This window comes from Sediminicoccus sp. KRV36 (assembly GCF_023243115.1).
GTDB lineage: Bacteria > Pseudomonadota > Alphaproteobacteria > Acetobacterales > Acetobacteraceae > Roseococcus.
This window is the reverse complement of the sequence record NZ_CP085081.1, coordinates 2,763,076-2,788,012: the sequence shown is the minus strand read 5'-3', so window position 1 is coordinate 2,788,012 and position 24,937 is coordinate 2,763,076. Positions and strand designations below refer to the sequence as shown.

The following is a 24,937-nucleotide window of genomic DNA, read 5'->3' as shown; positions in this document are numbered from 1 at the left end:
CGCCCGGCGGTGGATGGTCCGGACATTCTGAACCCTTTGAGGTGTGGCATGTCGTCCATTCTGCGCTCCGTGCGCGCCCCGATCCTGGGGGGGTGCCTGCTGCTTGCGGGCCTCGCCATCGTGCCTGCTGGCCTGTCGCTTCGCGCCGCCTGGGTGGAGTGGGGCGCCGCCGCCCAGGCGCTGCGCATGGACCATGCCGGCAATCGGCTGAATGAGGGGTTGTTCGAACTCCTGCTGGAGCGGGCCATCACGAATGCGGCGCTCGGCGCCGCGTCCGCCGTCTCGGCTGACAACCAGGCCGCGATCGGGCGGCATCGCCAGCAGCTCGATGCCAAGCTGGCGGAGGTGCGCGGCGCCATGCAGCGCAGCCAGGGCAGCGACGTGGCGCGCATGCTGCGCGAGCTGGAGCAGGGCCTCACGCGCCTGGCCAGCCTGCGCAGCCGGGCCGATGCGGAGCTGGCCCGCCCCATGGCGGAACGCCAGGCCGAATTCGCCCGGGGCGGCTTCTTCCGCGAGATGTCCGGCTTCGTCGAACTGCAACAGGGCATCTGGGCCACGCTGCTGCAACAGGGCGGGGCGATTGATCCCATGGTGGCGCGGGTCAACACCCTCAAGCAGGGCTCCTGGCTGGCGCGTGACGCCGCGGGGCGGGAGCGCAGCACGGTGGCCAATGTCATCTCCGGCAATCGCGCGCTGACGCCGGAGGAACGCGCCACGGTGCAAGCCTCACGCGGTGCGGTGGATATCGCCTGGCGCCTGATCGAGGCGGACCCCACGGTCCGGGTGGAACCTCGGCTGGTGGCCGCGATCAACGTGGCGCGGCAGCGCTATTTCGAGGAATTCCGCAACCTCGCCCATGCCCAGGCCGAAGCCGGGCCCCATCGCATGAGCGGCCCGGCCTTCATCGAGCGCACCACACCCCTGATCGGCGGCCTGCTGGCGGTGCGCGACGCCGCCACGCTGGTCACCGAGGAACGTCTGGCGGGGCTGGTGTGGGCGGCCGAGTGGCGCGCCGGCGTGGCACTCGCGGTCGTTATCGCGGCGGTGCTGGGGCTGCTTCTCTCGGGTTGGCTGCTGCTGCGCCGCGTGCTGCGGCCTTTGGCCCGGCTTGATGCGGCCACGGCACGGCTGAAGGCGCGTGACTATGCGACGGAAGTGCCGGGCACCGAGGGAGGCGACGAGTTCGCCAAGCTGGCCCAGGGGCTGGAAGCGATGCGGCTGGAGGCTGCCCGCGCCGAGGCGCTGGAGCGCGCGGCGGAGGCCCAGCGCCTCGCGACCGAGGGCGAGCGCCGTGCCGCGCGACTCGCTTTGGCACAGCGGATCGAAGGCTCGATCGGCGGCGTGGCGGAACGGCTGGGCGAGCAGGTCGGCGCATTGCGCGGGGCCGCCCATGCCCTGCGCGAAAGCGCCGATCAGACGGCGCTGCAATCGGGCGAGGTTTCCGCCAGTGCCGGCCAGGCCAGCGGCAATGTGCAGACGGTCGCCGCGGCCGCCGAGGAGCTTGCAGCCTCGGTCGGCGAAATCACCCGCCAGGTGGCCCAGGCGGCCCAGGTGGCGGGCCGCGCCCTGGACGAGACCCAGCGCACCGATGAGACCATGCGCGAGTTGACGAGCGCAGCCGAAAGGATTGGCGAAGTGGTGCGGCTGATCAGCGATATCGCCGGGCAGACCAATCTCCTCGCACTCAACGCCACCATCGAGGCGGCGCGCGCGGGCGAGGCTGGCAAGGGCTTCGCGGTGGTGGCAAGCGAGGTCAAGAGCCTGGCCGCGCAGACCGGCCGCGCGACGGGCGATATCGGCGCGCAGATCAGCGCGATCCAGGCGGCGGCGGGGGCCGCGGTGCGCTCCATCCAGGGCATCGGCGCCGTGGTGGCCGAGATCAATGAGGTGGCGGGCGCCATCGCCGCCGCCGTGGAGCAGCAGGGGGCCGCCACGCGTGAAATCGCCCGCAATGTGGCCGAGGCGGCGGCCGGAACGGATGCCGTCTCGACGCAGATCCAGGCCGTGGGGGAGGGTGTGGCGGCGGCCCAGCGCGCCGTGGCGCAGCTCACCGGCAGCACGGATACCGTGGCCGGCGAGGGCGAGGCGCTGCGTGCGGAGCTCTCGGTCATGCTGGGGGAAATGCGGGCGGCCTGACGCGGCGCGACATTTCATCGTAAAACCGCCCGGGGCTTTCGGGAGGCACGCATGTTCGGTCAATCCATCCGGCGATTAGAGGATGATCGCTTCCTGCGTGGGCAGGGGCGCTACATGAGCGACCAGGCCGCGCCGGAGGGCACGCTGCAGGCCTATTTCCTGCGCAGCCCGCATGCCCATGCCGCGTTGGGCGGGATCATGCTGGATGCGGCGCGGGCCGTGCCCGGCGTGCAGCTGATCCTGACGGGGGCCGATCTTCGCGCGGGTGGCATTGGCAGCCTGCCCTGCCTTCCCATCCTGGAGGCGGAGCGTCCGCTGCTCATCCCGCCACGCCCCGCGCTGGCGCAGGGCCGCGTGCGGCATGTGGGGGAGGCTGTAGCCTGCATCATCGCCGAAACCCGCGAAGCGGCCGAGGATGCAGCCGAGCTGATCGAGGTGGATTACACCCCGCTCGACGCGGTCAGCACGACTGGCGCCGCCTTGGCCCAAGGCGCGCCGCAGCTCCATGCCGAGGTGCCGGGCAACCTCGCTTTCGTCTGGCGCCGTGGCGATGCGGCGGCCGTTGCGGCAGCCATGCAGGCGGCGGCGCATGTCACCACGCGACACATCCCCAACCAGCGCGTGACCTGCGCGCCGATCGAGCCGCGCGCGGCGCTGGCGCTGCTGGAGGATGGCCAGCTGACGCTGCATCTCAACGGGCAGAACATGCACGCCATCCGCGGGCAGATCTGCGCGGCCATGGGCCTCCCGCCCGAGGCGCTGCATCTGCTCGCACCCGATGTGGGCGGCGGGTTTGGCGTGAAGAACGTGGCCTTTGGCGAGCATGTGGTGCTGCTGCATGCCGCCCGCCTGCTGCGCCGGCCCATCCGCTGGGTGGCGGAAATGGCCGAGGATTTCGCGGCCTCCGCCCATGGTCGCGGCATGGATGCGACGGCGCGGCTGGCGCTGGACGCCGAAGGGCTCATCCTGGCGCTGGAGGTGGATGCGGTTTCGGAGATGGGAGCCTATCTCTCCTCCAACGGACCCTATTGCGCGAGCCACACGCCGGCCACGGCATTGAGCGGCTGCTACGACATCCCGGCCATCCATTTCACCGCACGCGGCGCCTTCAGCAACACCGCGCCGATGGAGGCCTATCGCGGCGCCGGCAAGCCCGAGGCGAATTTCATCGTGGAGATGATGATCGAGGCGGCGGCGCATGAAACGGGCCGTGACCCGCAGGCGCTGCGGGCGCTGAACATGGTGCGCGCCTATCCGCATCGGACGGCGCTGGGCCAGCAAATTCGTGATGGCGATTTTGCCGCCCGCCTCGATGAATGCGCCGTTCTGGCGGATCGCGCCGGATTTGCCGCCCGGCGGGCGGAGAGCGCGGCGCGCGGCAAGCGGCGCGGTTTCGGCCTGACCTGCTTCCTGGAAACGGCGCGCGGTGCGCCGGGCGAATGGGCGCGGCTGCGCGCCTCCAGCGATGGGCTGGTGGAACTTGCCATCGGCACCCAGTCCAACGGGCAGGGGCATGAGACGAGCTTTCCGCAATACATCGCCCATCTGCTGGATATCCCGATCACCGATATCCGCTATGTCCAGGCCGATACCGCGCGCATCGAGCGTGGCAACGGGCATGGCGGCGCCCGCAGCCTGCATATGGGCGGTGAGGCGATGCGCCAGGCGGCGGGCGTGTTGCTGGCGCATGGGCGTTCGGTCGCGGCGCGGCTGCTGCAATGCATGCCGGATGCGCTGCACTATGCGGCCGGCCGCTTCGGCCTTCCCGATGGACGCGGCCTGACGCTGGCCGAAATCGCCACCGAGGAAGGCACGCTGGAGGGTGAAGTCGCCCATAGCGTGGATCTCGTCACCTTCCCCAATGGCGCCCACGCGGCCGAGATCGAGCTGGACCCCGAGACGGGTGAGATCCGGCTGCTGCGCTACACGGCGGTGGATGACTACGGCCGCCTGCTCAACCCCATGCTGGCGCGCGGCCAGGTGATGGGCGGCGTGGCGCAGGGCATCGGCCAGGCGCTGATGGAGCGCATCGCCTATGATCCGGAGACGGCGCAACTCCTCTCCGCCGGCTTCATGGATTACGCCATGCCACGCGCGGCCGATCTGCCGGATCTGCGGGTGGAACTGCGCGAGGATCAGCCGACGCTCGCCAATGGGCTGGGCGTGAAGGGCACAGGCCAGGCCGGCTGCATCGCCGCCCCCCAGGCCATCATGGCGGCGATCCGCGATGCGGTGGGGGCTGACGTGGCGATGCCGGCAACGCCCGAGGCGGTGTGGCGGGTGCTTGCCACAGGTAATTGATTGAATTTCTTTTCCGAATTGCTACCTTGGGTAGCAATTCGGTTAAGGAATGCGCGTGGCTTGGCTTCGTGAATGGTTCGGCCGCCGCGCCGCCGTGCAGGCGGAAGCGCCCCTCCGCCCCCCGGCGCGCGGCTTCGCCGAAGCGCCGCAACCCTTCACCCGGGGCGGCCATCCAGCGCCCTTTGCTTCCACCGGCCCGCACGGCCATCGCGGCCGCATGCGGGACAAGCTGCTGGATCGCGGCCCGGATGCGCTTGCCGACTACGAAGTGCTGGAGATGCTGCTGTTCTTCGCCTTCAAGACCGGCGACACCAAGCCGCTCGCGAAATCCCTGATCAACCAGTATGGCAGTTTCGCGGGGCTCATGGCGGCGCCGAATGACACTCTGCTCGCCACGCGGGGCCTCGGGCCGCACAGCGTCGCCGCGCTGAAGCTGGTGCAGGCCGCGGCCCTTCGCATGATGCAGGCCGAGGTGGCCGAACAGCCCGTGCTGAACAATTGGGACCGGCTGCTGGACTACCTGACCGCCCGCCTCGCGCGCGAGAAGGTGGAGCAATTCCGCGTGTTGTTCCTGGACAGCCGGAACCGCCTGATTGCCGATGAAGCCCAGGCGCGCGGTACCGTGAACCACACGCCGGTTTACCCGCGGGAGGTGGTGAAGCGCGCCATCGAGCTGCATGCCACAGCCCTCATCCTGGTGCACAACCACCCCTCGGGCGATCCGACGCCGAGCCGCTCGGATATCGAGATGACGCAGCAGGTGAAGGCCGCGGCCGGCGTGCTCGACATCGTGCTGCATGACCACCTGATCCTCGGCAACGGCACGCACACGAGCTTCCGGCGCGAGGGGCTGCTGTAGCCCGTTCAGCCTGGCGGCGTGCCGCGCCCGGCGCCCAGCTCACGCGTCATCAGCACGGTGTCCACCCATTGGCCATGCTTCCAGCCGGTGCCGGGCAGCAGCCCCGCGTGCTGGAAGCCGGCCGCGCCGTGCAGGCGGATGGAGGCTGTGTTGGCGCTGTCGCCGATGACGGCGATCATCAGCCGGAAGCCGCTGGCCGTGCAGCGCGTGACGAGTTCATCCAGCAGCGCCCGCCCGGCACCCTGGCGTGCCTCGCCCGGCCGGACATAGACGCTGTTCTCCACCGTGAAGCGATAGGCAGGCCGCGCGCGGTAGAGGCTGGCATAGGCATAGCCCAGCACCTGGCCCGCGTGTTCGGCCACCAGATACGGATAGCCACCCGCCTGCACCGTGGCGCGCCGGCGCGTCATCTCCGCAAGGTCGGGCGGGTCCAGCTCGAAGCTGGCGCGCCCATGCGTGACCCAATGGGCGTATATGGCGGTGATGGCGGGCAGGTCGGAATCGCGGGCGTCACGGATGAGCATGCAACGGCGCATAACGCCGCCCCCCATGGGCGGGAAGCGGGATCAATCGCCGGCTTGTCGCGTTCAGGCAGCGGCCAGCAGCACCACGCCGGCCGCGATCAGGGCGATGGCGGCGATCTTCTGGGTACCCAGCGTCTCGCCGAAGAAATACCAGCCGATGGCAGCGATCACCACATAGCTTGCCGCCGTGCAGGGCAGGGCTACGCTCATCGGGATGCGGCGCAGAGCCGCGATGTAGAGCATCGCCCCGCTGCCGTAGAAGCAAAGCCCAAGCATGGTCTGCCAGCGCAGCATCTGGCTGATGAAGCTGACGCCCTGCACCGCCTCGGCCCCCATCTTGAGCAGCACCTGGCCGATCAGCGAGGAGGTGATGGCGGCGATCAGCGCGCCCCAATACAGCGTCATTCGCCCAGCACCTTTTCGCGCGGGCGCAGCACTTCGCGCACGACACCCTGCGGCTTGCCATTGGCCGAGAGAAAGGCGCGGCCGAGATATTCGCCCATGACGCCCAGGATCGTGAATTGCACCCCGGCGATCAGCAGCATCAGCATCATGGTGGAGGCCCAGCCGGAGGGCGTGTTGAAGAAGACCGCCTCGATGATCACCACGATGGCGAGGACAAAGCCCAGCACCCCCATGCCCACACCGGCGAAGATCGCCAGGCGCAGCGGCAGCACCGAGAAATTGGTGGCGAGGTTCAGCCACAGCCGCACGAGGCGGCGCATGTTGTAGTTGGAGACGCCATCGGCGCGTGCGTAATGCGCGACCTCGATCGAGGAGATGCGCTGCGTCACCTGCATGATCAGGCCGTCAATATAAGGGTAGGGGCCGGAATAGCGGGTGATTTCCTGCACCACCATCGCACTCATGCAGCGGAAGGAGGAAAGGTAGAGCCCCTGTGGCTTGTCCAGCAGGCTGTCCGCCACCTTGTTGGCAAAGCGGCTGCCCAGGTTGCGCCAGCCCTCATGCTCCTTCTTGGCGTAGCGCGTATAGACCACGTCCCAACCGCCGAGCCTTGCGTGGTCATAGAGGCGGATCACCTCCTCCGGCGGGTTTTGCAGATCATCATCCATGTTGATGACATAGGCGCCGCGGGCATGGCGCAGCCCTGTCATCACCGCATTATGCTCGCCGAAATTCCGCGCGTGCTCGATATAGGTGAGCGGCACGGTCGCTGTCTCCGCCAGGCGCCGGCAGACATCGCCGCTGTCATCCGGGCTGCCGTCATTGACGAGGATGATCTCGATTCCGCCGGCGGGCTTGAGCAGGGAGACAGCCTCCACCAGGCGCCCGATGGTGCTCGCCCCGCGATAGACGGGGACGATGATGCTCAGGCCAATGGGGTGTTCGGTCATGGCGATGCGGGATCCGAAGGGCGGGTTGCGGTGGCGAGGAGGGAGCCGCCTGCCGGAAAGCGAAGCCCGGCGCCCAGCAGCGCCGCCTCCAACTGGCAGACGGAATAGAGGCTGGCATCCAGCCAGGGCGGAAAGGGCGCCACATCCGAGGCCGCGCCCTCATCGCTTTTGCGCAGCTTGCGCTGGACGATCATGAGCGGCAGCAGCAGGGAATTCCAGTGGCGCGAGGCGGGGCTCTCGAACCCGGCCCCGGCCAGCAGCGTCGCCGCGCGGGTGCGGTCATAGCGGCGGGCATTGTGCACCCGCCGGTCATGCGCCGAACGCAGCCATTCATGGCCCGGCAGATTCAGCACCAGCAGGCCGCCCGGCCGCAGGACGCGGCGGAATTCGGCCAGGGCGGCTGCCTCTTCGACGCCGCCATGGCAGAGGACATCCAGGCTCACCACGGCATCGAAATAGGCGCTGGGGAAGGGCAGGGCGTTCACCGTGCCGGCGGCGACATGGGTGCCGGCCTTGCTGGCGGCGCGGGCCGCCGCTTCCTGCGCGTATTCCAGGCCGAACAGCCTCGCCTGCGGATGCGCAGCGCGGAGCCTCGCCAGGAAGCCGCCCGTGCCGCAGCCCGCATCGAGGATGCGCGCATCCTCGGGCAAATGGGCCAGCGCGCGCAGGGCGTGGCCGTGCATGGCGCGATACCACCACATCCGGTCCTCGACCGCGTCCATCAGGGCGTATTCCGCTGCGTCCATGCTGCGGTTCTGACGGCGCGCCATGGCGGTTGCAAGCCCGGAACATGGCGGAGGGATGGCAGATGCGCGGAAAACCCGGTTGCGGCACCGGCGGCAAGCGGGGAAGGATGTCCGGATGACCTACCAGGATTTCCTCGGCCGCACGGAGACCCGTGAGGACCGCCTTGACCCCCGGCTGATCGAGGGCCTCGCCGCCACGCTCGACCGTCCGATTCCGGACGGGGATGTGCCGCCGCTCTGGCACTGGATGCTGTTCCAGGATTGGCGGCCACCCGCGGGCGTGGGGCCGGATGGCCACCCAAGGCGGGGCGGGTTTCTCCCGCCCGTGCATGAATTGCCCCGCCGCATGTGGGCCGGCGGGCGGCTGGATTTTCACGCCCAGGCGCTGCGCGCGGATGACCGGGTGACGCGGGTTTCGACAATTGCCGCCATCTCGGAGAAATCCGGTGGCTCCGGCAAGCTCGTCTTCGTCACCGTCCGGCATGAGATCACCGGCCCGCGCGGCCACGTGCTGAGCGAGGAGCATGACATCGTCTATCGCGGCGCCGAGGGGGCGGCCGTGCGCCCGGCCGAGGCGGCGCCGGATTTCGCGCATGACGCGCGGCTGGACCTGACGCCCGATGCGCTGCTGCTGTTCCGTTATTCGGCGCTGACCGGGAATGGCCACCGCATCCATTACGACATGCCCTATGTGACGGGCGAGGAGGGCTATCCCGGCCTGATCGTGCACGGGCCGCTGCAGGCCACGCTGATGGCGCAGACCATCCTGGATGCCGCACCTGATCGTCGCCTCAGGCACTTCGCCTTCCGCGGCAAGCGGCCCTGCTTCGCGGGCAACGCGCTTTCGGTCCTGGCCCGCATCGAGGGCGGCACCGCGATCGCCGAGACGCGCGACCACGGAGGTGCGGCCTGCATGCAGGCGGAAGCCGTGCTTGGATAAGGACCCACCCGGCCGGTCCACCAGCGGCGAGGCGGCGGTGCGTGGCCTGATGCTGGCCGCACTCGGCTATGCCATCATTTCCTTTGCCGATGCGGCGGTAAAATTCGCGCTGCCGCTGATCGGCGTTGCGGGTGCCATGCTTTGGCGCGGCAGCGTGGGTGCCACCTCCATCGCCATTCTCAGCGGCGGGCGGGGGCTTTGGCCGCGCAATGCGCGCCTGGTTGCCCTGCGTTCCGTGGTGCATTGCTCGGTCTCGATCCTTTGGTATTTCGTCTGGATGTCGGGCTTTGGCCTGGCCGACAGCTACGCCGTGGCCGCCGCATCACCCCTGCTGATGACGCTGCTGGCCATTCCGATGCTGGGCGAGCGGGTGGGCTGGCGGCGCTGGACCTCCTGCGCGGTCGGCTTCCTCGGCGTGCTCTTCATGCTGCAACCGGGTGGCGAGTTGTGGCGCTGGGAGACGGGCGTGCTGCTCATCGCCGTCTGCGGCATGGCGCTGAGCCGCATCTGGACGCGCATGCTGGCCAGCACGGACACACCCGCCTGCATCTCCTTCTGGCTGATGCTGACGCACATCCCGCTGGGGCTGCTGGTGCTGCCCATCGCCGCACTCTGGCCGCCGCAGGGCTTTCCGGAGATCTTTCCCTCGGGCGGCTGGCTTGTGCTGCTGGTGTTTTTCGGCGCGGCCAATGCCGTGGCGCATCTGCTTTTCGCGCGCGGCTATGCCATGGCGAATATCGCCTCGCTCGCGCCCCTGGAATACACGCCGCTGCTGTGGGGCCTCGCCCTCGGCTTCGTCATCTGGGGCGAAATTCCGGCCTGGACCACGCTGGTTGGCGCCGTGATCGTGATCTGCGCCGGGCTCTACAATCTGCATCGCGAGCGGCTGCGCCGCGCGCAGGAAAGGGTAGCACGTGGCGCTCAGGCATGACGCGAAGCGCGGCGCGCTGCTGATGCTCGCTTCCACCGCGCTCTTCACCATGATGAGTGCGGTGGTGAAGCTGGTGGGGGCGCGCATTCCCTTCTTCGAGATCATGTTCTTCCGCAGCATCCTTGCCTTGCCGGTGGTGTTCCTCATCGTGACCCGCATGGGGGGTGGGGCGAGCCTCACGACACAGCGCTTTCCACAGCATGTCCTGCGCGCCATGACCGGCACGGCGGCCATGTCCTGCTCCTTCTTCGCGCTGACCGTCCTGCCGCTTGCCGAGCAGACGGCGCTGACCTTCACCACGCCGATCTTCGTGACCCTCCTGGCCATTCCGCTGCTGGGCGAGAAGGTCGGGATTCACCGCTTCGGCGCGGTGGGGTTGGGCTTCGTCGGCATCCTGGTGATCGCGCTCGGCAAGGGGGCCTTCATGGGGCCGATGGACCCCTGGATCATCTTCGGCATGGCCGTGGCCGTCATGCATGGCGTCTTCTCAGCCGCCACCACGCTGCTGGTGCGCAGCCTTTCGGCGACCGAGCGCTCCACCACCATCGTGCTCTGGCAATCCCTGCTGATGACGGGCTTCACCGCCCTCACGCTCCCCTTCGTCTGGGTGACGCCGATGGGCCAGGAATGGCTGCTGCTGATCCTGATCGGCGTGGTGGGCGCCATCGCGCAGGTGATGCTGACCGAGGCCTTCGCGAGTGCGCAGGTCTCCTCCCTCGGGGCCTATTCCTATACGGGGATCCTCTGGGCGGTGCTGCTGGGCTGGATCCTCTTTGGCGAGGCGCCGGGCATCGCCACCTTCATCGGCTCGGGCTTGATCGTGCTCGCCGCCCTTTACATCATGCGCCGAGAGATGATCCGTGCCGCGCAAAAACGAGGAAATACGCCTTGAACATCCCCTTTCGGCGCGACGATACGCTGGTGCATGGCGCGGTGGAGCAGATCGCGCCCGGTGTGCGGCGGGTGCTGTGCAACAACCCGGGCCCCTTCACCTTTCGTGGCACCAACACCTATCTGATCGGCGGCGGCGCCTCGGTCGCGGTGCTCGATCCGGGGCCGGTGGATGCGGATCACCTGGCCGCCATCCTGGCCGCGACCGAGGGTGAGCGGATCACGCATATCCTGGTATCGCATACGCATCGCGACCATTCTCCGGGTGCGGCCCCGTTGCAGGCCGCAACCGACGCTGCGACCCATGCATTCGGCCCGCATGCCACGCCCGGCGTGGAAAGCGGCGATCACGATTTCCAGCCCGATGTGAAGCTGCATGACGGCGTGCCGCTGGATGGCGGCGATTGGCGCGTGACGCCCATCTTCACGCCCGGCCATTGCGGCAACCACCTGTGTTTTGCGCTGGAGGGTACGGGCATCCTGTTCAGCGCGGATCATGTGATGAGCTGGTCCACCAGCGTGGTCAGCCCGCCCGACGGCAATATGCGCGACTTCATGACGAGCCTCGCCAAGCTGCGCGCGCGCGAAGGGCAGGACCACCTCTACCTCCCCGGCCACGGCCCGAAGCTGCCCGACCCGATGCCCTTCCTGGATGGCCTGGCCGAGCACCGCCAGCGGCGCGAAGCGCGCATCATCGCGGCGCTGCGTGAGGGCGGGGCCATGGCGATCCCCGCGCTGGTGGGGCAGGTCTATGGGCCGCTCGATCCGAGGCTGGTCACGGCGGCGGGGCGCAGCCTGCTGGCACAGCTCATCATGCTGGAAGAGGATGGCCTGGCGCGGCGGGAAGGCGAGGCCTGGCGCATCAACGGCTGAGCGGCCCCGCTTCCGGATCGGCTTGCGGCATCACGGCCCCCCAGCGGGTCCCCTCCGGCTTGAATGCCGCCTGATCTGGCGGATGCATCGCCGTCGGTTCGCAATTATGCCCGGCAGGTCATGCTGGCCCGTCTGATCCGTCCATGCCATGTACGGCGGTCACGGTGCTGACGGCAAAGACGCGCAGCCGGCTGGCCAGTGGCTCCCCGGTTTCCGCGCGCAGCGCATCCTGCTCGGCGATCAGCGCCGCGAGTGTCGCGCCGCGGCGTGCAGCTTCGCCTTCCAGCACCGCCCAGAAGATCGGCTCCAGTGCGATGGAGGTGGCGTGGCCCGCCAGGCGCAGGCTGCGCTTGCGTAGGTGCCGCATGCTCAGGCTTGCGGGTGGAGCATGGCGTCCGGCCGCACCCAGGCGTCGAACTCCTCCTCAGTGACGGCGTTCAGGCGCAAGGCCGCCTCACGCAACGTCAGATCCTCATGCAGGGCGAGCTTTGCCACGGCCACCGCCCGGTCATAGCCGATATGGGGGTTGAGTGCGGTCGCCAGCATCAGCGACTTCGCGAGGTTCTCGGCGATGCGCGGCAGGTTGGGCGCGAGCTTCTCCACCATGTTGCGGGCGAAGCTCTCGGCCGCATCCGCCAGCAGCAGCGCCGATTGCAGCACGGCATGGATGATGACGGGCTTGAAGGTGTTCAGCTCCAGATGGCCTGAGCTGGCGCCGATGCTCACCGTCACCTGGTTGCCCATCACCTGGGCGCAGACCATGGCCAGCGCCTCGCTCTGCGTCGGGTTGGTCTTGCCGGGCATGATGCTGCTGGAAAGCCCGTCCTCGGGCAGGATCAGCTCCGCGATCCCGGCGCGCGGGCCGCTCCCCATCAGCCGCACATCATTGGCGATCTTCATGAGCGAGGCGGCGATGGTGTTCAGCGCGCCGTGCAGTTCCAGCAAAGCGTCATGCGCCGCCATGCCCTCGGATTTGTCGGGGTTGGGGGTGAAGGCGAGGCCAATGCGCGTGGCGATCACCTCGCAGAAGATGACATCGAAATCGGGATGGCGGTTCAGGCCGGTTCCGGCCGCGGTGCCGCCCTGGGGGAGTTGCAACAGGCGGGGCATGCAGCCCTCCAGCCGCGCCACGCCATGCATCATCTGGCGCGCATAGGTGGCGAATTCGCCACCCAGCGTGACCGGCACCGCATCCATCAGATGCGTCCGGCCGATCTTGATGATGCCGGCCCATTCCTCCGCCCGGGCGTTCAGGCTGGCGGCAAGCGTTTCCAGCGCCGGCTTCAGCCGGAACTGCACGGCCTGGGCGGCGGCTAGATGCATCACCGTAGGGAAGCTGTCATTCGAGGATTGGCCGCGATTCACGTGGTCATTGGGATGCACCGGCTCCCGCGCGCCGAGCGGATGCCCGAGCAGCTGGTTGGCGCGATTGGCGATCACCTCATTGGCGTTCATGTTGGTCTGCGTGCCGGAGCCCGTCTGCCAGATGGTCAGCGGAAAATCCTCGTCCCGGCTGCCCTGGATGATTTCATTTGCCGCCTGGCGGATCGGGTCGGCGAGATGGACCGGGAGTTCCCCCAGCCGCGCATTGGCCTCGGCCGCGGCCCATTTCTGCTGGCCCATGCTGCGGATGAGGATCGGCGGAAAACGCTCCGTGCCGATGGCAAACAGGGCGCGGGCGCGCTCGGTTTGTGGGCCCCAGAGGCGATCCTCCGGGATTTCAATGCTGCCCAGGCTATCGGTTTCGGTGCGCATCGGCTTGCTCCTTGAGGGGGGCTTGCCCCCTCAAACTCCCCGGCAGGGAGCACGTCCCTGCATCCCTGCTTGCGGCAGGTGGGCGGGGGCGGCGTGCCCCCCTGGTTACTCTCGGTCAGTCACTATACGTCGAAATCTCGATCAGGTTGCCGTCCGGGTCACGGCAATAGACCGAGTTGATGGGGCCGAGCGCGCCATCCTTCGGCACCGGCCCCATGTCGATCATCACGCCGCAGCGGTGCAGATGTTCCACCACCTGATGCGCGCTGACGGTGACGATGAAGCAGAGATCCTGCCCGCCCGGTGCGGCGGCCGGGCCGGTCCACCATTCGGCCTGCGTGGCTTCCACCGGCCGCAGATTGATCTTCTGCCCGCCGAAGCGCAGCGAGGTGCGGCGATGCGGGCCGAATTCCGCCCGCTCCATGCCCAGGACGCGCTGGTACCAGGCGGCGCTGATCTCGACATCCTTCACGGTGATGACGAAGTGATCCAGGCGATCGACGGAAAACCGCATGGCGTCAGGCCTTCTTCTGGCGGCGGGCAGTGACTTCGATCTCGATGCGCATCGCGTCATTTTGCAGCAGCGCATGGATCAGCGTGGAGGCGGGGCGCGCCTTGCCCAGGTATTTCTTGATGACGGGGTAGCAGGGCTCCCAATCGCCACGCCGCGGCACGATGAACAGCACGCGCACCACATCATCCAGCGTGGCATCGGCCTTCGCCAGCGCCTCGGCGATGTTGCGGAAGGTCTGGTCGGCCTGCGCCACCACATCATCCACGATGGTCATGGTGGTGTAGTCATAGCCGGTGGTGCCGGAGACGAAGATGTCATCCCCATCCACGACGGCACGGGAATAGCCGATTTCCTCCTCGAAGCGGGAACCGGACGAGATGCGGGTGCGGGCCATGGCTCAGTGTCCTGTGCGGATGCGTTGCCCCGAGGGCGAAAATGCGCCGGGGGAATGGAAGCGGATGGTCTTGGCGATGCGCGGATCGGCCGCGCTGTCCCGCAGGAGAGCGCAGTGCGGGCGACCGATGCCGGGGAGGGCGTGCCACGCAAACCGCCTGGTCCACCGGGGGCCGGATGCCACTGCGCGCAGGCCCGTCACGCGCAGCGCTCCGGGCGGAATTTGCGCTCGGTCGAAGCCGGGTGTTTCGCCAGCATCGCGGCGGGGCGGATGGGGCGCGGCACAAGGTTGCCCTGGCAGTTCGGGCAGGTCATGCCGAGCTTGGTTTCGGCGCAATCGCGGCACCAGGTGCATTCATAGGTGCAGATGAGCGCGAGGGGGCTTTCGGGCGGCAGGTCCCGGTCGCAGCATTCGCAATTAGGGCGCAGCGCGAGCACTATTCCAGGCCTTCGTAGAAATCATTCCCCTTGTCATCCACGACGATGAAGGCCGGGAAATCCTCCACCTGGATTTTCCACACCGCTTCCATGCCGAGTTCCGGATATTCCAGAACCTCGACATGCTTGATGCAGTCCTGCGCCAGCCGCGCCGCCGGGCCGCCGACCGAGCCGAGATAGAAGCCGCCATAGGTCCTGCAGGCGTTCAGAACGGCCTTGGAGCGGTTGCCCTTGGCCAGCATGACAAGCGAACCACCGGCCTTCTGGAAGGCCTCCACATAGCTGTCCATGCGCCCGGCCGTGGTGGGGCCGAAGCTGCCGGTGGCCATGCCGTCCGGCGTCTTGGCGGGACCGGCGTAATAGATGGGGTGGTCCTTCAGATACTGCGGCAGGCCCAGGCCCGCATCCAGCCGCTCCTGCAATTTCGCATGCGCGATATCACGGCCGACGACGATGGTGCCGGTCAGTGAAACGCGCGTCTTCACCGGGTATTTGGTCAGCGTCGCGCGGATCGCGTCCATTGGCTGGTTGAGGTCGATCTTCACGACCTCGCCGCCGAGAATGTCTTCCGTGTGCTCGGGCAGGTAATGCGCGGGGTCGGCCTCCAGCTGCTCCAGGAAAACGCCTTCCGGCGTGATCTTGGCGCGGATCTGCCGGTCCGCGCTGCAAGACACGCCAATGCCGATGGGCAGCGAGGCGCCGTGCCGCGCCATGCGGATCACGCGCACATCATGGCAGAAATACTTGCCGCCGAATTGCGCGCCGATGCCCAGATTCTGCGTCAGCTTGTGGATCTCGGCCTCAAGCTCACGGTCGCGGATCGCGTGGCCCGACTTGTCGCCCGTGCCGGGCAGCCCATCCAGCCATTTCGTGCTGCCGAGCTTGACGGTCTTGAGGTTCATCTCCGCACTCGTGCCGCCAATCACCACCGACAGGTGATAGGGCGGGCAGGCGGAGGTACCCAGCGTCTTCACCTTCTCCTCGATGAAGGCCAGCAGCTTGGGCTTGTTCAGCACCGCCCGCGTCTGCTGGTAGAGGAAGGTCTTGTTGGCCGAGCCGCCGCCCTTGAGGATGAACATCAGGTGGAACTCATCGGCGTGGTGATCGCCGGGGGCCGCCATGATGGAGAATTCCACCGGCATGTTGTTGCCGGTGTTCACCTCCTCGAACATGGAAACGGGCGCCATCATCGAGTAGCGCAGATTGGTCTCCAGATAGGTGCGCGCGACACCGTAGCTCAGCGCCTCCTCCTCATCGCCCTCGACCCAGACGCGCTGGCCCTTCTTGCCGAAGACGATGGCGGTGCCGGTGTCCTGGCACATGGGCAGCACGCCGCCCGCCGAAATATTCGCGTTCTTCAGCAGGTCCAGCGCCACGAAGCGATCATTCGCGCTCGCCTCGGGGTCCTGCAGGATATTGGCCAGTTGCTGGAGATGCGCGGGGCGCAGCAGATGGGAAACATCATGGCAGGCGATGCGGGCCAGCTCTTCCAGCGCCGCGGGCGCCACCTTCAGGACCGTCTTGCCTTCGACCTGGATCGTGGAAACGCCCGCGATATCGAGCTTGCGATAGGGCGTCGTATCCTCGGCCAGCGGGAAGGTCGTGCTGAAGGCAAAGCCGGGGGGGCGCCCAGCGGAGGGGCTTTTGGGGGCATCAAGCGGCATGGCGGCCTCGGCAATCTGTGGTTGTTGCAGGAATAGCCCGAGTGGGGCGGCGCGTCATCCCGCTTGCCGGGCCTCGGCCTGGGGGGCACGCTGCCGCAATGAATCGTCCCTTGCACCTCGACCTTCCCAATGCCCATCCGGGCCATAGCGCCCATTTCACCGATTACCGCGCGGCCGAGATCGGCCAGGTGAGCCTTTCGCCGGATGGGCCGGTCGAGGCAGGGTCCCATGCCAGCTTCACCCTGGTCTTCACCGCCGGCCGCTTCGGCATGGACGATACGGGGTCCTTGCGCATCTGCACGCGCCAGGTGAGCGATGTGGGCCGCCCGCAATTCACCGACCCCAAGGCCGCGAACTACGTCTCGGCCGAGGCGTCGAATGGCGCGAAGCTGACGCTGGAATTCAACCCCAAGCTCGCCATGCGGCCCTGGTCCCGCACGCTGACCGTGACGGTCGCGCGCGGCTTCCTCAGCCCGGGGGATACCATCACGGTCCGGCTGGGCGATCAGCGTGGCGGCTCGCCCGGGCTGCGCATGCAGACCTATTGCGAGGCGAAGTTCCATTTCCTGGTGCTGGCCGATGTCTTTGCCACCTGCAACTGGGCGCTGCTGCCGGTGCAGCCTGGCGTGCCGGTGATTCCTGGGCCGGCCGTGCGCCCGCTGGCCATCCTGCCCACGCGCCGCGCCCCGGGCGAGGGCTTCGCCCTGCTGCTGCGCGCGGATGACCGCTGGGGCAATCCGGCACCGCTGCCGGCCGGGCGCCACGTGCTACGCGCTAGCGCGCCGATCGCTGGCCTGCCTGAGAGCTTCGACTGGCCCGCCGGCGCCCGCGCCCATCGCATCGAGGGGCTCAGCGCCGAAGCCGCCGAGGCGCTGGTGATCCATTGGAACGGCACCCCCTCCAACCCGCTGCGGATCGAGGCCGGGCCACTCACCCCCTACTGGGCCGATCTGCACGGCCAATCGGGCGAGACGGTGGGGACTGGCACGATTGACGCGCTGGCCACCTATTCGCGGGACCTCGCGGGCGTGGATGCCATTTGCCACCAGGGCAATGACTTTCAGATCACGCCCGAAGGCTGGGCGGATTTTGACCGCGCTTTCGCGGCCTTCGACAAGCCCGGCCGCTTCGTCTTCCTCCCCGGCTATGAATGGTCCGGCAACACGGCCTTGGGCGGGGATCGCAACGTGATCTTCCCCGACGGCGGCCGAATCATCCGCCGCTCCTGCCATGCGCTGGTCGAGGATCTTTCGGACCACGCGACGGACGCGCTGGATGCGCGCCAATTGCACGCGGCACTGCGGGCCGAGGGGCGGCCGGTGCTTTGCATCCCGCATGTGGGCGGGCGCTATGCGAACCTGCATTTCGCGCATGACCGGATGCTGGAACGCGCGGTCGAAGTGCATTCGGATTGGGGCACCTTCGACTGGCTGCTGCATGATGCCTTCGATGTGGGCGCGCGCGTCGGCATCGTCGCCAATTCGGATGGGCATAAGGGCCGACAGGGCGCCTCGCATCCGGGCGCTTCGCAATTCGGCAGCTATGGCGGGCTGACCTGCCTGCTGGCGGAAAACCTTTCGCGCGCCGGCATTTTCGAGGCGCTGCGCCGACGCCACCACTACGCCACCACCAATGCCGCGCGGGTGCATGCCGATGCGCGGGTGACGCTGGCCACACAAGCTGCGCTGCATATTGATGACCCTTCGCTGGCCGGCGCGCCCGATGCGCAAACGGCGCAGGCGATGATGGGCGATATCCTGGCCGGTGTGGCGGATGACACGGCGCTGTTCGCGGCCGAGCTCATGGCGGGCTCGCCCATTGAGCGTATCCAGTTGTTCAACCGCACGGAATTGCTGGAGGTGATCCGCCCCGCCGCCCCCCTCGGCCAGCGGCTGCGCGTGGTGTGGGAAGGCAGCGAATATCGCGGCCGCGGGCGGGAGACGGTCTGGACCGGCGAGATCAGCGTGAGCGGAACAAGCTGGGGCGCCGTGCGGCCAATCAACAAGTTCAACCTGGATCACAAATTCGCGGCGGATGCGACGACGCTGCGCTTCCAGGGCGTGACCACCGGTGGCTTCCAGGCGATGGAGGCGCCGCTCCTTGGGCTGGATGGCACGCTGCATATCCGCACCAACCTCGTCACTGCCGAGGTGCCGTTGCGCCAATTGCTGGCGGGCGAGGCGGTGTGGGAGGCAGGCGGGCTGGGCCGGCGCATGCGGGCCTTCCTGCTGCCGGATGCTGCGCCATCGGTCCTGCGCTTCGAGCGCCGGGTACCGCTGCGGCGCGATGCCGACAACGCCCTCTATCTGCGGGCCAATTTCGAGGATGGGAGTGTGCTGTGGACCAGTCCGATCTACCTGCTGCGCTGACGCGGCGCGGCGTGCTCGCTGCGGGCGGGTTGCTGCCCTTCGCGGCCCAGGCCCAAGCCTGGCCGACGCGCTCGATCAGCTTGGTCGCACCGCTCGCCGCGGGCTCCTCGGTGGACATCATGGCGCGGCTGCTGGCCGAGCAATGGTCGCTGCGGCTGGGTGTGCCGGTGCCGGTTGAAAACCGGCCGGCGGCGAATGGAACGGTGGCCCTCGGCCAGGCCGCGCGGGCGGCGCCCGATGGCTATACGGCCGTCATCACGGGGCAGACCTCGGTGGCATTCAACCCGCATCTCTATGCGGCGCTGCCTTATGATCCGTTCCGGGACTTCGCCTATATCGGGCGCATCGCGGGGGTGTCCAACGCGCTGGTGGTGCGCGCTGGCTCGCCCTTCCGGTCGCTGGATGATCTGCTCGCCGCGGCGCGGGCGCAGCCGGGGCGGCTGACCTACTCCTCCGGCGGGGTGGGCAGCACGCATCACCTTTCCTCGGCCTTGCTGGCGCAGCAGGCGGGGGTGGAGTTCACCCATGTGCCCTATCGGGGCGCGCCCCAAGGCATTCTGGCGGCACAAACCGGCGAGGTGGATTTCGCCTATTACAACATCTCGACGCTGCTGACGGGCATCCGCTCCGGCGCGCTGCGCCCGCTGGCGGTCACTTCGGCCCGGCGCTCGCCCTTCCTGGCCGAGGTGCCGACCATGCGGGAGCTCGGTTTTCCGAATTACGAGATGACGACCTGGATCGGCGTGGCCACGGTGGCCGCGACACCCGCGCCGATCCTCGCGCGCATGGAGGAGGTCACGCGCGCCATGCTGGAGGATGCGTCCGTGCAGCGGCGGCTGGGCGAACTCGGCTTCGAGCTTCTGCCGCCCGTGGCGTCGGCCGACATGCTGGCGCTGATCCGCGCCGAGCATGAGCGTTGGGGCGTGGTGATCCGCGCGAGCGGCGCGCGGCTGGAATAGCCGGCCGGCGAGGGAAGGGGCCGCTATTCCCGCTTGCGGCGAAACGCGTCCAGGCTGACCACCTGCGGCACATCGGCCTGGGATTCGGCGCCCGGGGCTTCGGGCGCGGGGGCAACGGGCTCTGGCTCGGCCTGCGCTTCGACGGCGTCAGGCTCGAAGCGCAGGCCGAAATTGGCCTGCGGGTCCTGGAAAGCAGTCAAGGCGCCAAACGGCACGGAAAGCATGGAGGGCACCCCGGAAAAAGAGAGCCCCACCGAAAAACGCTGCGCCGCGCGATCCACCACCAGGTCCCAGAAGCGGTGCTGCAGGACGATCGTCATCTCATTGGGATAACGGGCCTTGAGGTGACCGGGGATATTGGTGCCGGGGTGATCCGTACGGAACGAAATATAGAAGTGATGCTCGCCGGGCAGGCCCTCGCCTGCCGCGAATTCGAGGGCGTCCACCGCCACGCCACGCAAGGCGCGTGCGGCCCAGTTTTCGTAGGGGAGGAGGCTTTCGGGGGGTGCGTTGCTCATCAATACCTACCTTGCGCCCGCAACATATGGCGGGATGACGGCGAGGGGAAGGAAGGGCGAAGCTCTGGGGGCGTTTCGCGATGCCGCGCGCGCCTTGGACGGCGGCAAGCTCGGCTCCCGGTGTGGCACGGCGCTTTGGGGCGAAAGTGGGGGGCTTCTGTTGCCCGGTGCCCCCCGAACCGCGCTTACCTATTCCTAGGCAGCGAGCGCCATGTCCTCACGGACATTGTCATTGGCACTTGTGATTTAGCCCGATAACGGCGGTACAATGCCGGGCAAAAGCAACGTCTTTACCACGCACGTCGAGCCTGTTTCGTCCCCAAGACCAAACCCCTGACAAGGGGCGGAAGATGGTGGAGACGCCGGGCACTGCCCCCGGGTCCGTAACGTTTATGCCACGTTGCGTTTATCGCCATAGACGGGGGCGGCGAACCGCCCGCGACACGATTGATATAGGGGGCCGCGTTGGCGAAAGCCAGGGCCTCGGCTAAGTCATCCTGCATCAGAGGGTTGCGCAGATGGCATTGACGGAAGCCCAGCGGGCAGAATTGGAACAGGCGCGGGAAGCGCGGGCGGAAACCCGGCGGGCCACGGTGCCCGCACTGGAGGCCATGCTTTTCCAAGCCATGCCGGTGCTGGATCACGGCTTTCTGCGCGTGGTGGACTACATGGGGGATGACGGCGCGGTGGTGCAATCGGCCCGCGTCTCCTACGGGCGGGGCACCAAGGCCGCCAATGAGGATCGCGGCCTGATCCGCTACCTGATGCGGCACCGCCATTCGACGCCGTTCGAGATGTGCGAGATCAAGTATCACGTGAAGCTGCCCATCTTCGTGGCGCGGCAATGGATCCGCCACCGCACCGCCAATGTGAACGAGTATTCCGCGCGGTATTCCGTGATGGACCGCGAATTCTACATCCCCGAGCCCGAGCAGCTCGCCGCCCAGTCCAGCAGTAACCGCCAGGGCCGCGGCGATGTGCTGGAGGGCGAGGATGCCGCCCTCGTGCTCGACATGCTGCGCGAGGATGCGACGCGCAATTACGATCATTACGCCTGGATGCTGAACGAGGATGCGGCGGGCGAGCCGATGGAGCGCGGCCGCACCGGCCTCGCGCGCGAACTGGCCCGCATGAACCTGACGCTGAACACCTACACGCAATGGTACTGGAAGACGGATCTGCACAATCTGCTGCACTTCCTCAGCCTGCGCGGCGATGCCCATGCGCAATACGAAATCCGCGTCTATGCCGAGGCGATGCTGGAGACGGTGAAGGCCTGGGTGCCACTCACCTATGAGGCTTTCGCCGATTACCGCATGGGGGCGGTGATGATGTCCGCGCAGATGCTGGCCATCGTGCGTCGAATGCTGGGGGGCGAGGTGGTGACGCAGGAAAGCAGCGGCCTCTCCAAGCGCGAATGGCGGGAATTGATGGAGGTCCTGGAGCGTGCCGCCTGACGCCGGCGCCGTGCCGGACCACCGCCGCGCCAATGCGCGTGGCGGCCTGGATGCCACGGCGGCGCGGCACGCGGCCCTGCTGGATTTCATCGCCCTCGCTGATCGCCTGAAGCATGTTCTCCGTGCCTCGCGCACCGGGGAGAGGCGTGAAAATGCCGGCGAGCATGCCTGGCACGTCGCCCTCATCGCCGTGCTGCTGGCCGATGAGGTGCAGCCGCGCCCCGATATGGCCCGTGTGCTGGGCATGATCGCCATCCATGACCTGATCGAGATCGAGTCGGGCGATACCTTCGCCTTTGACGAGGCCGGGCTGCTCACCCAGTCCGCGCGCGAGGAGGCGGCCGCCGCGCGCATCTTCGGCCTGCTGCCGGATCACGGCCTGCGCGCCCTGTGGGACGAGTTCGAAGCGCAGGAAACCCCCGAAGCGCGCTTCGCCATGGGGTGTGACCGGTTGCAGGGGTTTGCCCAGCAGGTGGAATGCGGCGCGCCGGCCTGGCTCGAAATCGGGCTGACCCGCGCGCGCAGCCTGGTGCGCATGCAGCCGGCCATCGACCTCGGCCCGCCCTTCGCGCCGATGATCGAGGCGCTCTATGCCCGCGCGATGGCCGAGGGGCTGTTGCGGCCATGACGGTCACGATCTTTGGCTCCGCCATCGCGGACATCATCTTCCGCGTTGGCCAATTGCCTCGCCCGGGCGAGACGGTGCTGGGCGAGGCCAGCGCACCCTTGCCCGGCGGCAAGGGCCTGAACCAGGCGATTGCCGCGGCGCAGGATGGCGCGGATGCGCGCTTCGTGGGGTGCGTCGGCCATGACCCGGCGGGGGCGATGCTGCGTGCGGCCTTGATCGGCGCGCGCGTGAACGTGGCCGGCCTGCATGAGGTGGCAGCACCAAGCGGCCTGGCCTGCGTGTGTGTGGATGCCGCGGGCCAGAACCAGATCGCCGTGGCACTCGGCGCCAATGGCCTGGCCCGCGCGGATCTGGTGGCGGAAATCCTGCATGGCGCCACGCTGCTGCTGCAGATGGAGGTCCCGCCCGAGGAAAATGCCCGCCTCATCATCCGCGCCCGGGCCGCCGGGGCGCGCGTGCTGCTGAACCTGGCGCCGGCCTCGGCGATGGATCGCGGCGTGTTGGGGGCAGTGGATCTGCTGATCCTGAATGAGAGCGAAGCCGCCTGGCTCGGCCAGCAATTGGGTCGGATGGGGGATGCGCTGGCGCTGCATGAAGCGCTGGGCATCGGCATCGCCGTGACCAAGGCCGAACGCGGGGCGGCGGTGGCGACGCATGCGGGGGTGATCCGCCAGCCGGCCTTTCCCATCCAGGTGGTGGACAGCACGGGGGCCGGCGATGCCTGGTGCGGCGTGCTGGCGGCAGCGCTCGATCTGGGGATGCCGATGGAACTCGCGGTGCGCCGCGCCAATGCGGCGGGCGCGCTGGCCTGCACCAGGCCCGGGGCGGCGCCGTCCATGCCGGACAGCGTCGCCATTGATGCGCTGATGGGGCTGGATTAGGCCTCGCGCCGGGGTGCCGCGGTCGCCGGATCGCCCGTATTGGGCGTGCCTGTGGGCTCGACCAGAAGGAGATGCACCTCCTCCCGGGCGACGGGGCGGTGCTTCACGCCCTTGGGAACCACGAAAAGCTCGCCCGGACCCAGCGTCACCGTCTCCTCCGGCATCTCTATGTCCAGGCTGCCGCGCAGCACGAGGAACAGGTCGTCCGTGTCATCGTGATGATGCCACACGAATTCGCCCTTCACCTTCACGACCATCACATCATGCCCGTTGAACCGCGCGATGCTGCGTGGCGCCCAGTATTCATTGAAAAGACCCAGTTTCTCGGCCAGGTTGATCTTTTCAGCCATTTGGAAATTCCTTTCTCAGCAGGGACTTGGGCGCCACCAGCGAAAAACTGCGGCGGACCAGCGCTTCCACCTCGGCCCAATCCGGCTTGCCCGTCAGATGCATGCCGACCCAGCCCTTGTGCCCGAGATAGGGCGGCCGGAAGAATCGTTCCGGCGCCGCCTCAAGCAGGAATTCCTGGCTGCCGCGTGGCGCCTTCACCCAGATGGCGCTTGGCTCCAGCAGCGCCATGCAGAAAATCCTGTCGCGCACCCGGAAGGTGGGTGTCGCCCAGGTTTCGCGCTCCTCCGCTTCCGGCAAAGCGAGGCAGATGCGCCGCAGCCTGGCCAGTGAGGCACTCATTCCATGACGATGCGCGGGCCCGCGGCGGCGGGTGCTTCCACCTTCTCCCAGAGGCGTGCTGCGATCCGCCGATAGGTCGCGGCCTCATCGCTGTCGGGGGCGGCCAGCACGATGGGCGTTCCGGCATCGGCCATTTCCCGGATGGAGAGCTTCAAGGGCAATTCGCCGAGGAATTCCGCCCCCAGCCGCTCCGCCTCGATGCGGGCGCCGCCATGGCCGAAGATTTCGGTGCGATGGCCGCATTCGGGGCAGCAGAAGAAGGACATGTTCTCGATCAGCCCGAGCACGGGGACATTGACCTTCTCGAACATCTTGATGCCGCGCCGCGCATCCAGCAGCGCCACATCCTGCGGGGTGGAGACGATCACGGCGCCGGCCAGCGGCACGCGCTGGGACATGGTCAATTGGGCATCGCCCGTGCCGGGCGGCATGTCCACCACCATGATGTCGAGCTCGCCCCACTCCACCTGGCCCATCATCTGTTCCAGGGCACCCATCACCATCGGGCCGCGCCAGATCATCGCCGTCTCCTGCTCCACCAGGAAGCCGATGGACATGGCCTTCAATCCCCAGCGCTGGATGGGAATGATGCGCTGGCCCACGGCGCGCGGCTTTTCTTGTGTGCCGAGCATCTGCGGCAGGGAGGGGCCGTAGATATCGGCATCCAGCAGCCCAACCCGCAGCCCCTGGGCGGCCAGCGCCACGGCGAGGTTCACGGCGGTAGTGGATTTGCCCACGCCCCCCTTGCCCGAGGCGATGGCCACGATGCGCTTCACATCGGGCAGCAGCATCACGCCCTGGCCCGGTGGCGGGCGGGAGGAACGGGCGGTGGCGGCCGGCGCCTCGGCCGTGGGGGCGGCCACCTCGCGATGCGCGGTCAGCACCACCGTGGCCGAGATCACGCCCGGCACGGCGGAGGCGGCCTTTTCGCAGGCGGCGCGCACGGGTTCCATGGAACGCGCCCGCTCCCGCGGGACGGCGAGGGTGAATTGCACCATGCCATCGCGGGCGGAAATGCCCTCGACCATGCCGGAAGCCACCACATCGAGGCCCGTCGCGGGGTCCATGACCCGGGACAAGGCGGCGCGGATGGCCGTTGTGAGCGTATCGGACAT

The 24,937-nt window shown here is 68.1% G+C and carries 26 protein-coding genes and 1 other RNA gene; 12 read left to right on the top strand and 15 right to left on the bottom strand.

Annotation, left to right across the window (positions count from 1 at the left end; translation table 11 throughout):
• Window positions 1–48 precede the first annotated feature (48 nt).
• From LHU95_RS13065 to radC, 3 genes are read left to right on the top strand one after another with little or no spacing between them, the layout of a single operon-like run.
• A complete protein-coding gene (locus LHU95_RS13065; protein ID WP_248707400.1) occupies window positions 49–2,136 on the top strand; it encodes a methyl-accepting chemotaxis protein in 2,088 nt (695 codons plus the stop codon).
• A gap of 51 nt (window positions 2,137–2,187) precedes the next feature.
• The gene (locus tag LHU95_RS13060; protein WP_248707399.1) at window positions 2,188–4,437 is read left to right on the top strand and encodes a molybdopterin cofactor-binding domain-containing protein; all 2,250 of its coding nucleotides are present in this window, start codon (window positions 2,188–2,190) and stop codon (window positions 4,435–4,437) included.
• Between the two features lie 55 nt (window positions 4,438–4,492).
• Window positions 4,493–5,296: a DNA repair protein RadC gene (gene radC / locus LHU95_RS13055; RefSeq protein WP_248707398.1), complete on the top strand. Its 804-nt coding sequence runs from the start codon at window positions 4,493–4,495 to the stop codon at window positions 5,294–5,296.
• A 5-nt stretch (window positions 5,297–5,301) separates the two neighbouring features.
• Here the strand turns inward: radC and LHU95_RS13050 are convergent, their stop codons facing one another.
• The 4 genes from LHU95_RS13050 to LHU95_RS13035 form a co-directional block, all read right to left on the bottom strand.
• Entirely contained in the window at window positions 5,302–5,820 is a 519-nt protein-coding gene (locus LHU95_RS13050) for a GNAT family N-acetyltransferase (RefSeq protein WP_248707397.1), read from the bottom strand.
• A gap of 63 nt (window positions 5,821–5,883) precedes the next feature.
• Complete coding sequence (locus tag LHU95_RS13045) at window positions 5,884–6,225, bottom strand: SMR family transporter (RefSeq protein ID WP_248707396.1); 342 nt, start codon at window positions 6,223–6,225, stop codon at window positions 5,884–5,886.
• Window positions 6,222–7,175: a glycosyltransferase family 2 protein gene (locus tag LHU95_RS13040; protein ID WP_248707395.1), complete on the bottom strand. Its 954-nt coding sequence runs from the start codon at window positions 7,173–7,175 to the stop codon at window positions 6,222–6,224. Before LHU95_RS13040 ends, LHU95_RS13045 begins: the two co-directional genes overlap by 4 nt.
• Window positions 7,172–7,945 (bottom strand): class I SAM-dependent methyltransferase, encoded by a 774-nt coding sequence (locus tag LHU95_RS13035; RefSeq protein ID WP_248707394.1) that lies wholly within the window; start codon window positions 7,943–7,945, stop codon window positions 7,172–7,174. The genes LHU95_RS13040 and LHU95_RS13035 overlap by 4 nt, the downstream gene beginning before the upstream one ends.
• A 91-nt stretch (window positions 7,946–8,036) precedes the next feature.
• On the opposite strand from LHU95_RS13035, the gene LHU95_RS13030 reads away from it, so the two are divergent.
• Genes LHU95_RS13030 through LHU95_RS13015 form a run of 4 tightly spaced genes read left to right on the top strand, consistent with a single transcriptional unit; the run spans window position 8,037 to window position 11,556 of the window.
• A complete protein-coding gene (locus tag LHU95_RS13030; protein WP_248707393.1) occupies window positions 8,037–8,861 on the top strand; it encodes a MaoC family dehydratase N-terminal domain-containing protein in 825 nt (274 codons plus the stop codon).
• Window positions 8,854–9,792, top strand: coding sequence for a DMT family transporter (locus LHU95_RS13025; RefSeq protein WP_248707392.1), 939 nt, complete (start codon window positions 8,854–8,856; stop codon window positions 9,790–9,792). Before LHU95_RS13030 ends, LHU95_RS13025 begins: the two co-directional genes overlap by 8 nt.
• The gene (locus tag LHU95_RS13020) at window positions 9,776–10,684 is read left to right on the top strand and encodes a DMT family transporter (RefSeq protein ID WP_248707391.1); all 909 of its coding nucleotides are present in this window, start codon (window positions 9,776–9,778) and stop codon (window positions 10,682–10,684) included. The genes LHU95_RS13025 and LHU95_RS13020 overlap by 17 nt, the downstream gene beginning before the upstream one ends.
• Window positions 10,681–11,556 (top strand): MBL fold metallo-hydrolase, encoded by an 876-nt coding sequence (locus LHU95_RS13015; protein ID WP_248707390.1) that lies wholly within the window; start codon window positions 10,681–10,683, stop codon window positions 11,554–11,556. Before LHU95_RS13020 ends, LHU95_RS13015 begins: the two co-directional genes overlap by 4 nt.
• A 118-nt stretch (window positions 11,557–11,674) precedes the next feature.
• Here LHU95_RS13015 and LHU95_RS13010 read toward each other — a convergent pair whose 3' ends face one another.
• The 6 genes from LHU95_RS13010 to LHU95_RS12985 form a co-directional block, all read right to left on the bottom strand.
• Window positions 11,675–11,923, bottom strand: a complete 249-nt coding sequence (locus tag LHU95_RS13010; RefSeq protein ID WP_248707389.1) for a ribbon-helix-helix domain-containing protein — start codon at window positions 11,921–11,923, stop codon at window positions 11,675–11,677.
• Between the two features lie 2 nt (window positions 11,924–11,925).
• Entirely contained in the window at window positions 11,926–13,311 is a 1,386-nt protein-coding gene (locus LHU95_RS13005) for a class II fumarate hydratase (protein ID WP_248707388.1), read from the bottom strand.
• A gap of 115 nt (window positions 13,312–13,426) precedes the next feature.
• On the bottom strand, window positions 13,427–13,825 hold the full coding sequence (locus LHU95_RS13000; RefSeq protein WP_248707387.1) for a VOC family protein: 399 nt from the start codon (window positions 13,823–13,825) through the stop codon (window positions 13,427–13,429).
• Between the two features lie 4 nt (window positions 13,826–13,829).
• Window positions 13,830–14,219, bottom strand: a complete 390-nt coding sequence (locus LHU95_RS12995; RefSeq protein WP_248707386.1) for a RidA family protein — start codon at window positions 14,217–14,219, stop codon at window positions 13,830–13,832.
• A gap of 197 nt (window positions 14,220–14,416) precedes the next feature.
• Window positions 14,417–14,656 (bottom strand): DUF1272 domain-containing protein, encoded by a 240-nt coding sequence (locus LHU95_RS12990; protein WP_248707385.1) that lies wholly within the window; start codon window positions 14,654–14,656, stop codon window positions 14,417–14,419.
• Window positions 14,656–16,320 carry a fumarate hydratase gene (locus tag LHU95_RS12985; RefSeq protein WP_248707384.1) on the bottom strand — a complete coding sequence of 555 codons (1,665 nt, stop codon included), beginning with the start codon at window positions 16,318–16,320 and terminating at the stop codon, window positions 14,656–14,658. The genes LHU95_RS12990 and LHU95_RS12985 overlap by 1 nt, the downstream gene beginning before the upstream one ends.
• Window positions 16,321–16,430: 110 nt before the next feature.
• Here LHU95_RS12985 and LHU95_RS12980 point away from each other — a divergent pair, with 110 nt between their 5' ends.
• Window positions 16,431–18,689 (top strand): DUF3604 domain-containing protein, encoded by a 2,259-nt coding sequence (locus LHU95_RS12980; RefSeq protein WP_248707383.1) that lies wholly within the window; start codon window positions 16,431–16,433, stop codon window positions 18,687–18,689.
• On the top strand, window positions 18,659–19,648 hold the full coding sequence (locus LHU95_RS12975) for a tripartite tricarboxylate transporter substrate binding protein (RefSeq protein WP_248707382.1): 990 nt from the start codon (window positions 18,659–18,661) through the stop codon (window positions 19,646–19,648). Before LHU95_RS12980 ends, LHU95_RS12975 begins: the two co-directional genes overlap by 31 nt.
• 23 nt (window positions 19,649–19,671) lie before the next feature.
• Here the strand turns inward: LHU95_RS12975 and LHU95_RS12970 are convergent, their stop codons facing one another.
• Both LHU95_RS12970 and ssrA read right to left on the bottom strand, forming a co-directional pair.
• A complete protein-coding gene (locus LHU95_RS12970; RefSeq protein WP_248707381.1) occupies window positions 19,672–20,166 on the bottom strand; it encodes a ClpXP protease specificity-enhancing factor SspB in 495 nt (164 codons plus the stop codon).
• A 145-nt stretch (window positions 20,167–20,311) separates the two neighbouring features.
• Window positions 20,312–20,648, bottom strand: a transfer-messenger RNA (tmRNA) gene (gene ssrA, locus LHU95_RS12965).
• A 36-nt stretch (window positions 20,649–20,684) separates the two neighbouring features.
• Between ssrA and thyX the strand changes: the two genes are divergently transcribed.
• From thyX to LHU95_RS12950, 3 genes are read left to right on the top strand one after another with little or no spacing between them, the layout of a single operon-like run.
• A complete protein-coding gene (gene thyX, locus LHU95_RS12960) occupies window positions 20,685–21,623 on the top strand; it encodes an FAD-dependent thymidylate synthase (protein WP_248707380.1) in 939 nt (312 codons plus the stop codon).
• Entirely contained in the window at window positions 21,613–22,251 is a 639-nt protein-coding gene (locus LHU95_RS12955) for an HD domain-containing protein (RefSeq protein ID WP_248707379.1), read from the top strand. Before thyX ends, LHU95_RS12955 begins: the two co-directional genes overlap by 11 nt.
• A complete protein-coding gene (locus tag LHU95_RS12950) occupies window positions 22,248–23,132 on the top strand; it encodes a ribokinase (RefSeq protein ID WP_248707378.1) in 885 nt (294 codons plus the stop codon). Before LHU95_RS12955 ends, LHU95_RS12950 begins: the two co-directional genes overlap by 4 nt.
• Here the strand turns inward: LHU95_RS12950 and LHU95_RS12945 are convergent.
• From LHU95_RS12945 to LHU95_RS12935, 3 genes are read right to left on the bottom strand one after another with little or no spacing between them, the layout of a single operon-like run.
• Window positions 23,129–23,482 carry a cupin domain-containing protein gene (locus tag LHU95_RS12945; RefSeq protein WP_248707377.1) on the bottom strand — a complete coding sequence of 118 codons (354 nt, stop codon included), beginning with the start codon at window positions 23,480–23,482 and terminating at the stop codon, window positions 23,129–23,131. The two genes, LHU95_RS12950 and LHU95_RS12945, sit on opposite strands and share 4 nt — an antisense overlap.
• Complete coding sequence (locus LHU95_RS12940) at window positions 23,475–23,822, bottom strand: MmcQ/YjbR family DNA-binding protein (protein WP_248707376.1); 348 nt, start codon at window positions 23,820–23,822, stop codon at window positions 23,475–23,477. The genes LHU95_RS12945 and LHU95_RS12940 overlap by 8 nt, the downstream gene beginning before the upstream one ends.
• Complete coding sequence (locus LHU95_RS12935; RefSeq protein WP_248707375.1) at window positions 23,819–24,937, bottom strand: Mrp/NBP35 family ATP-binding protein; 1,119 nt, start codon at window positions 24,935–24,937, stop codon at window positions 23,819–23,821. Before LHU95_RS12935 ends, LHU95_RS12940 begins: the two co-directional genes overlap by 4 nt.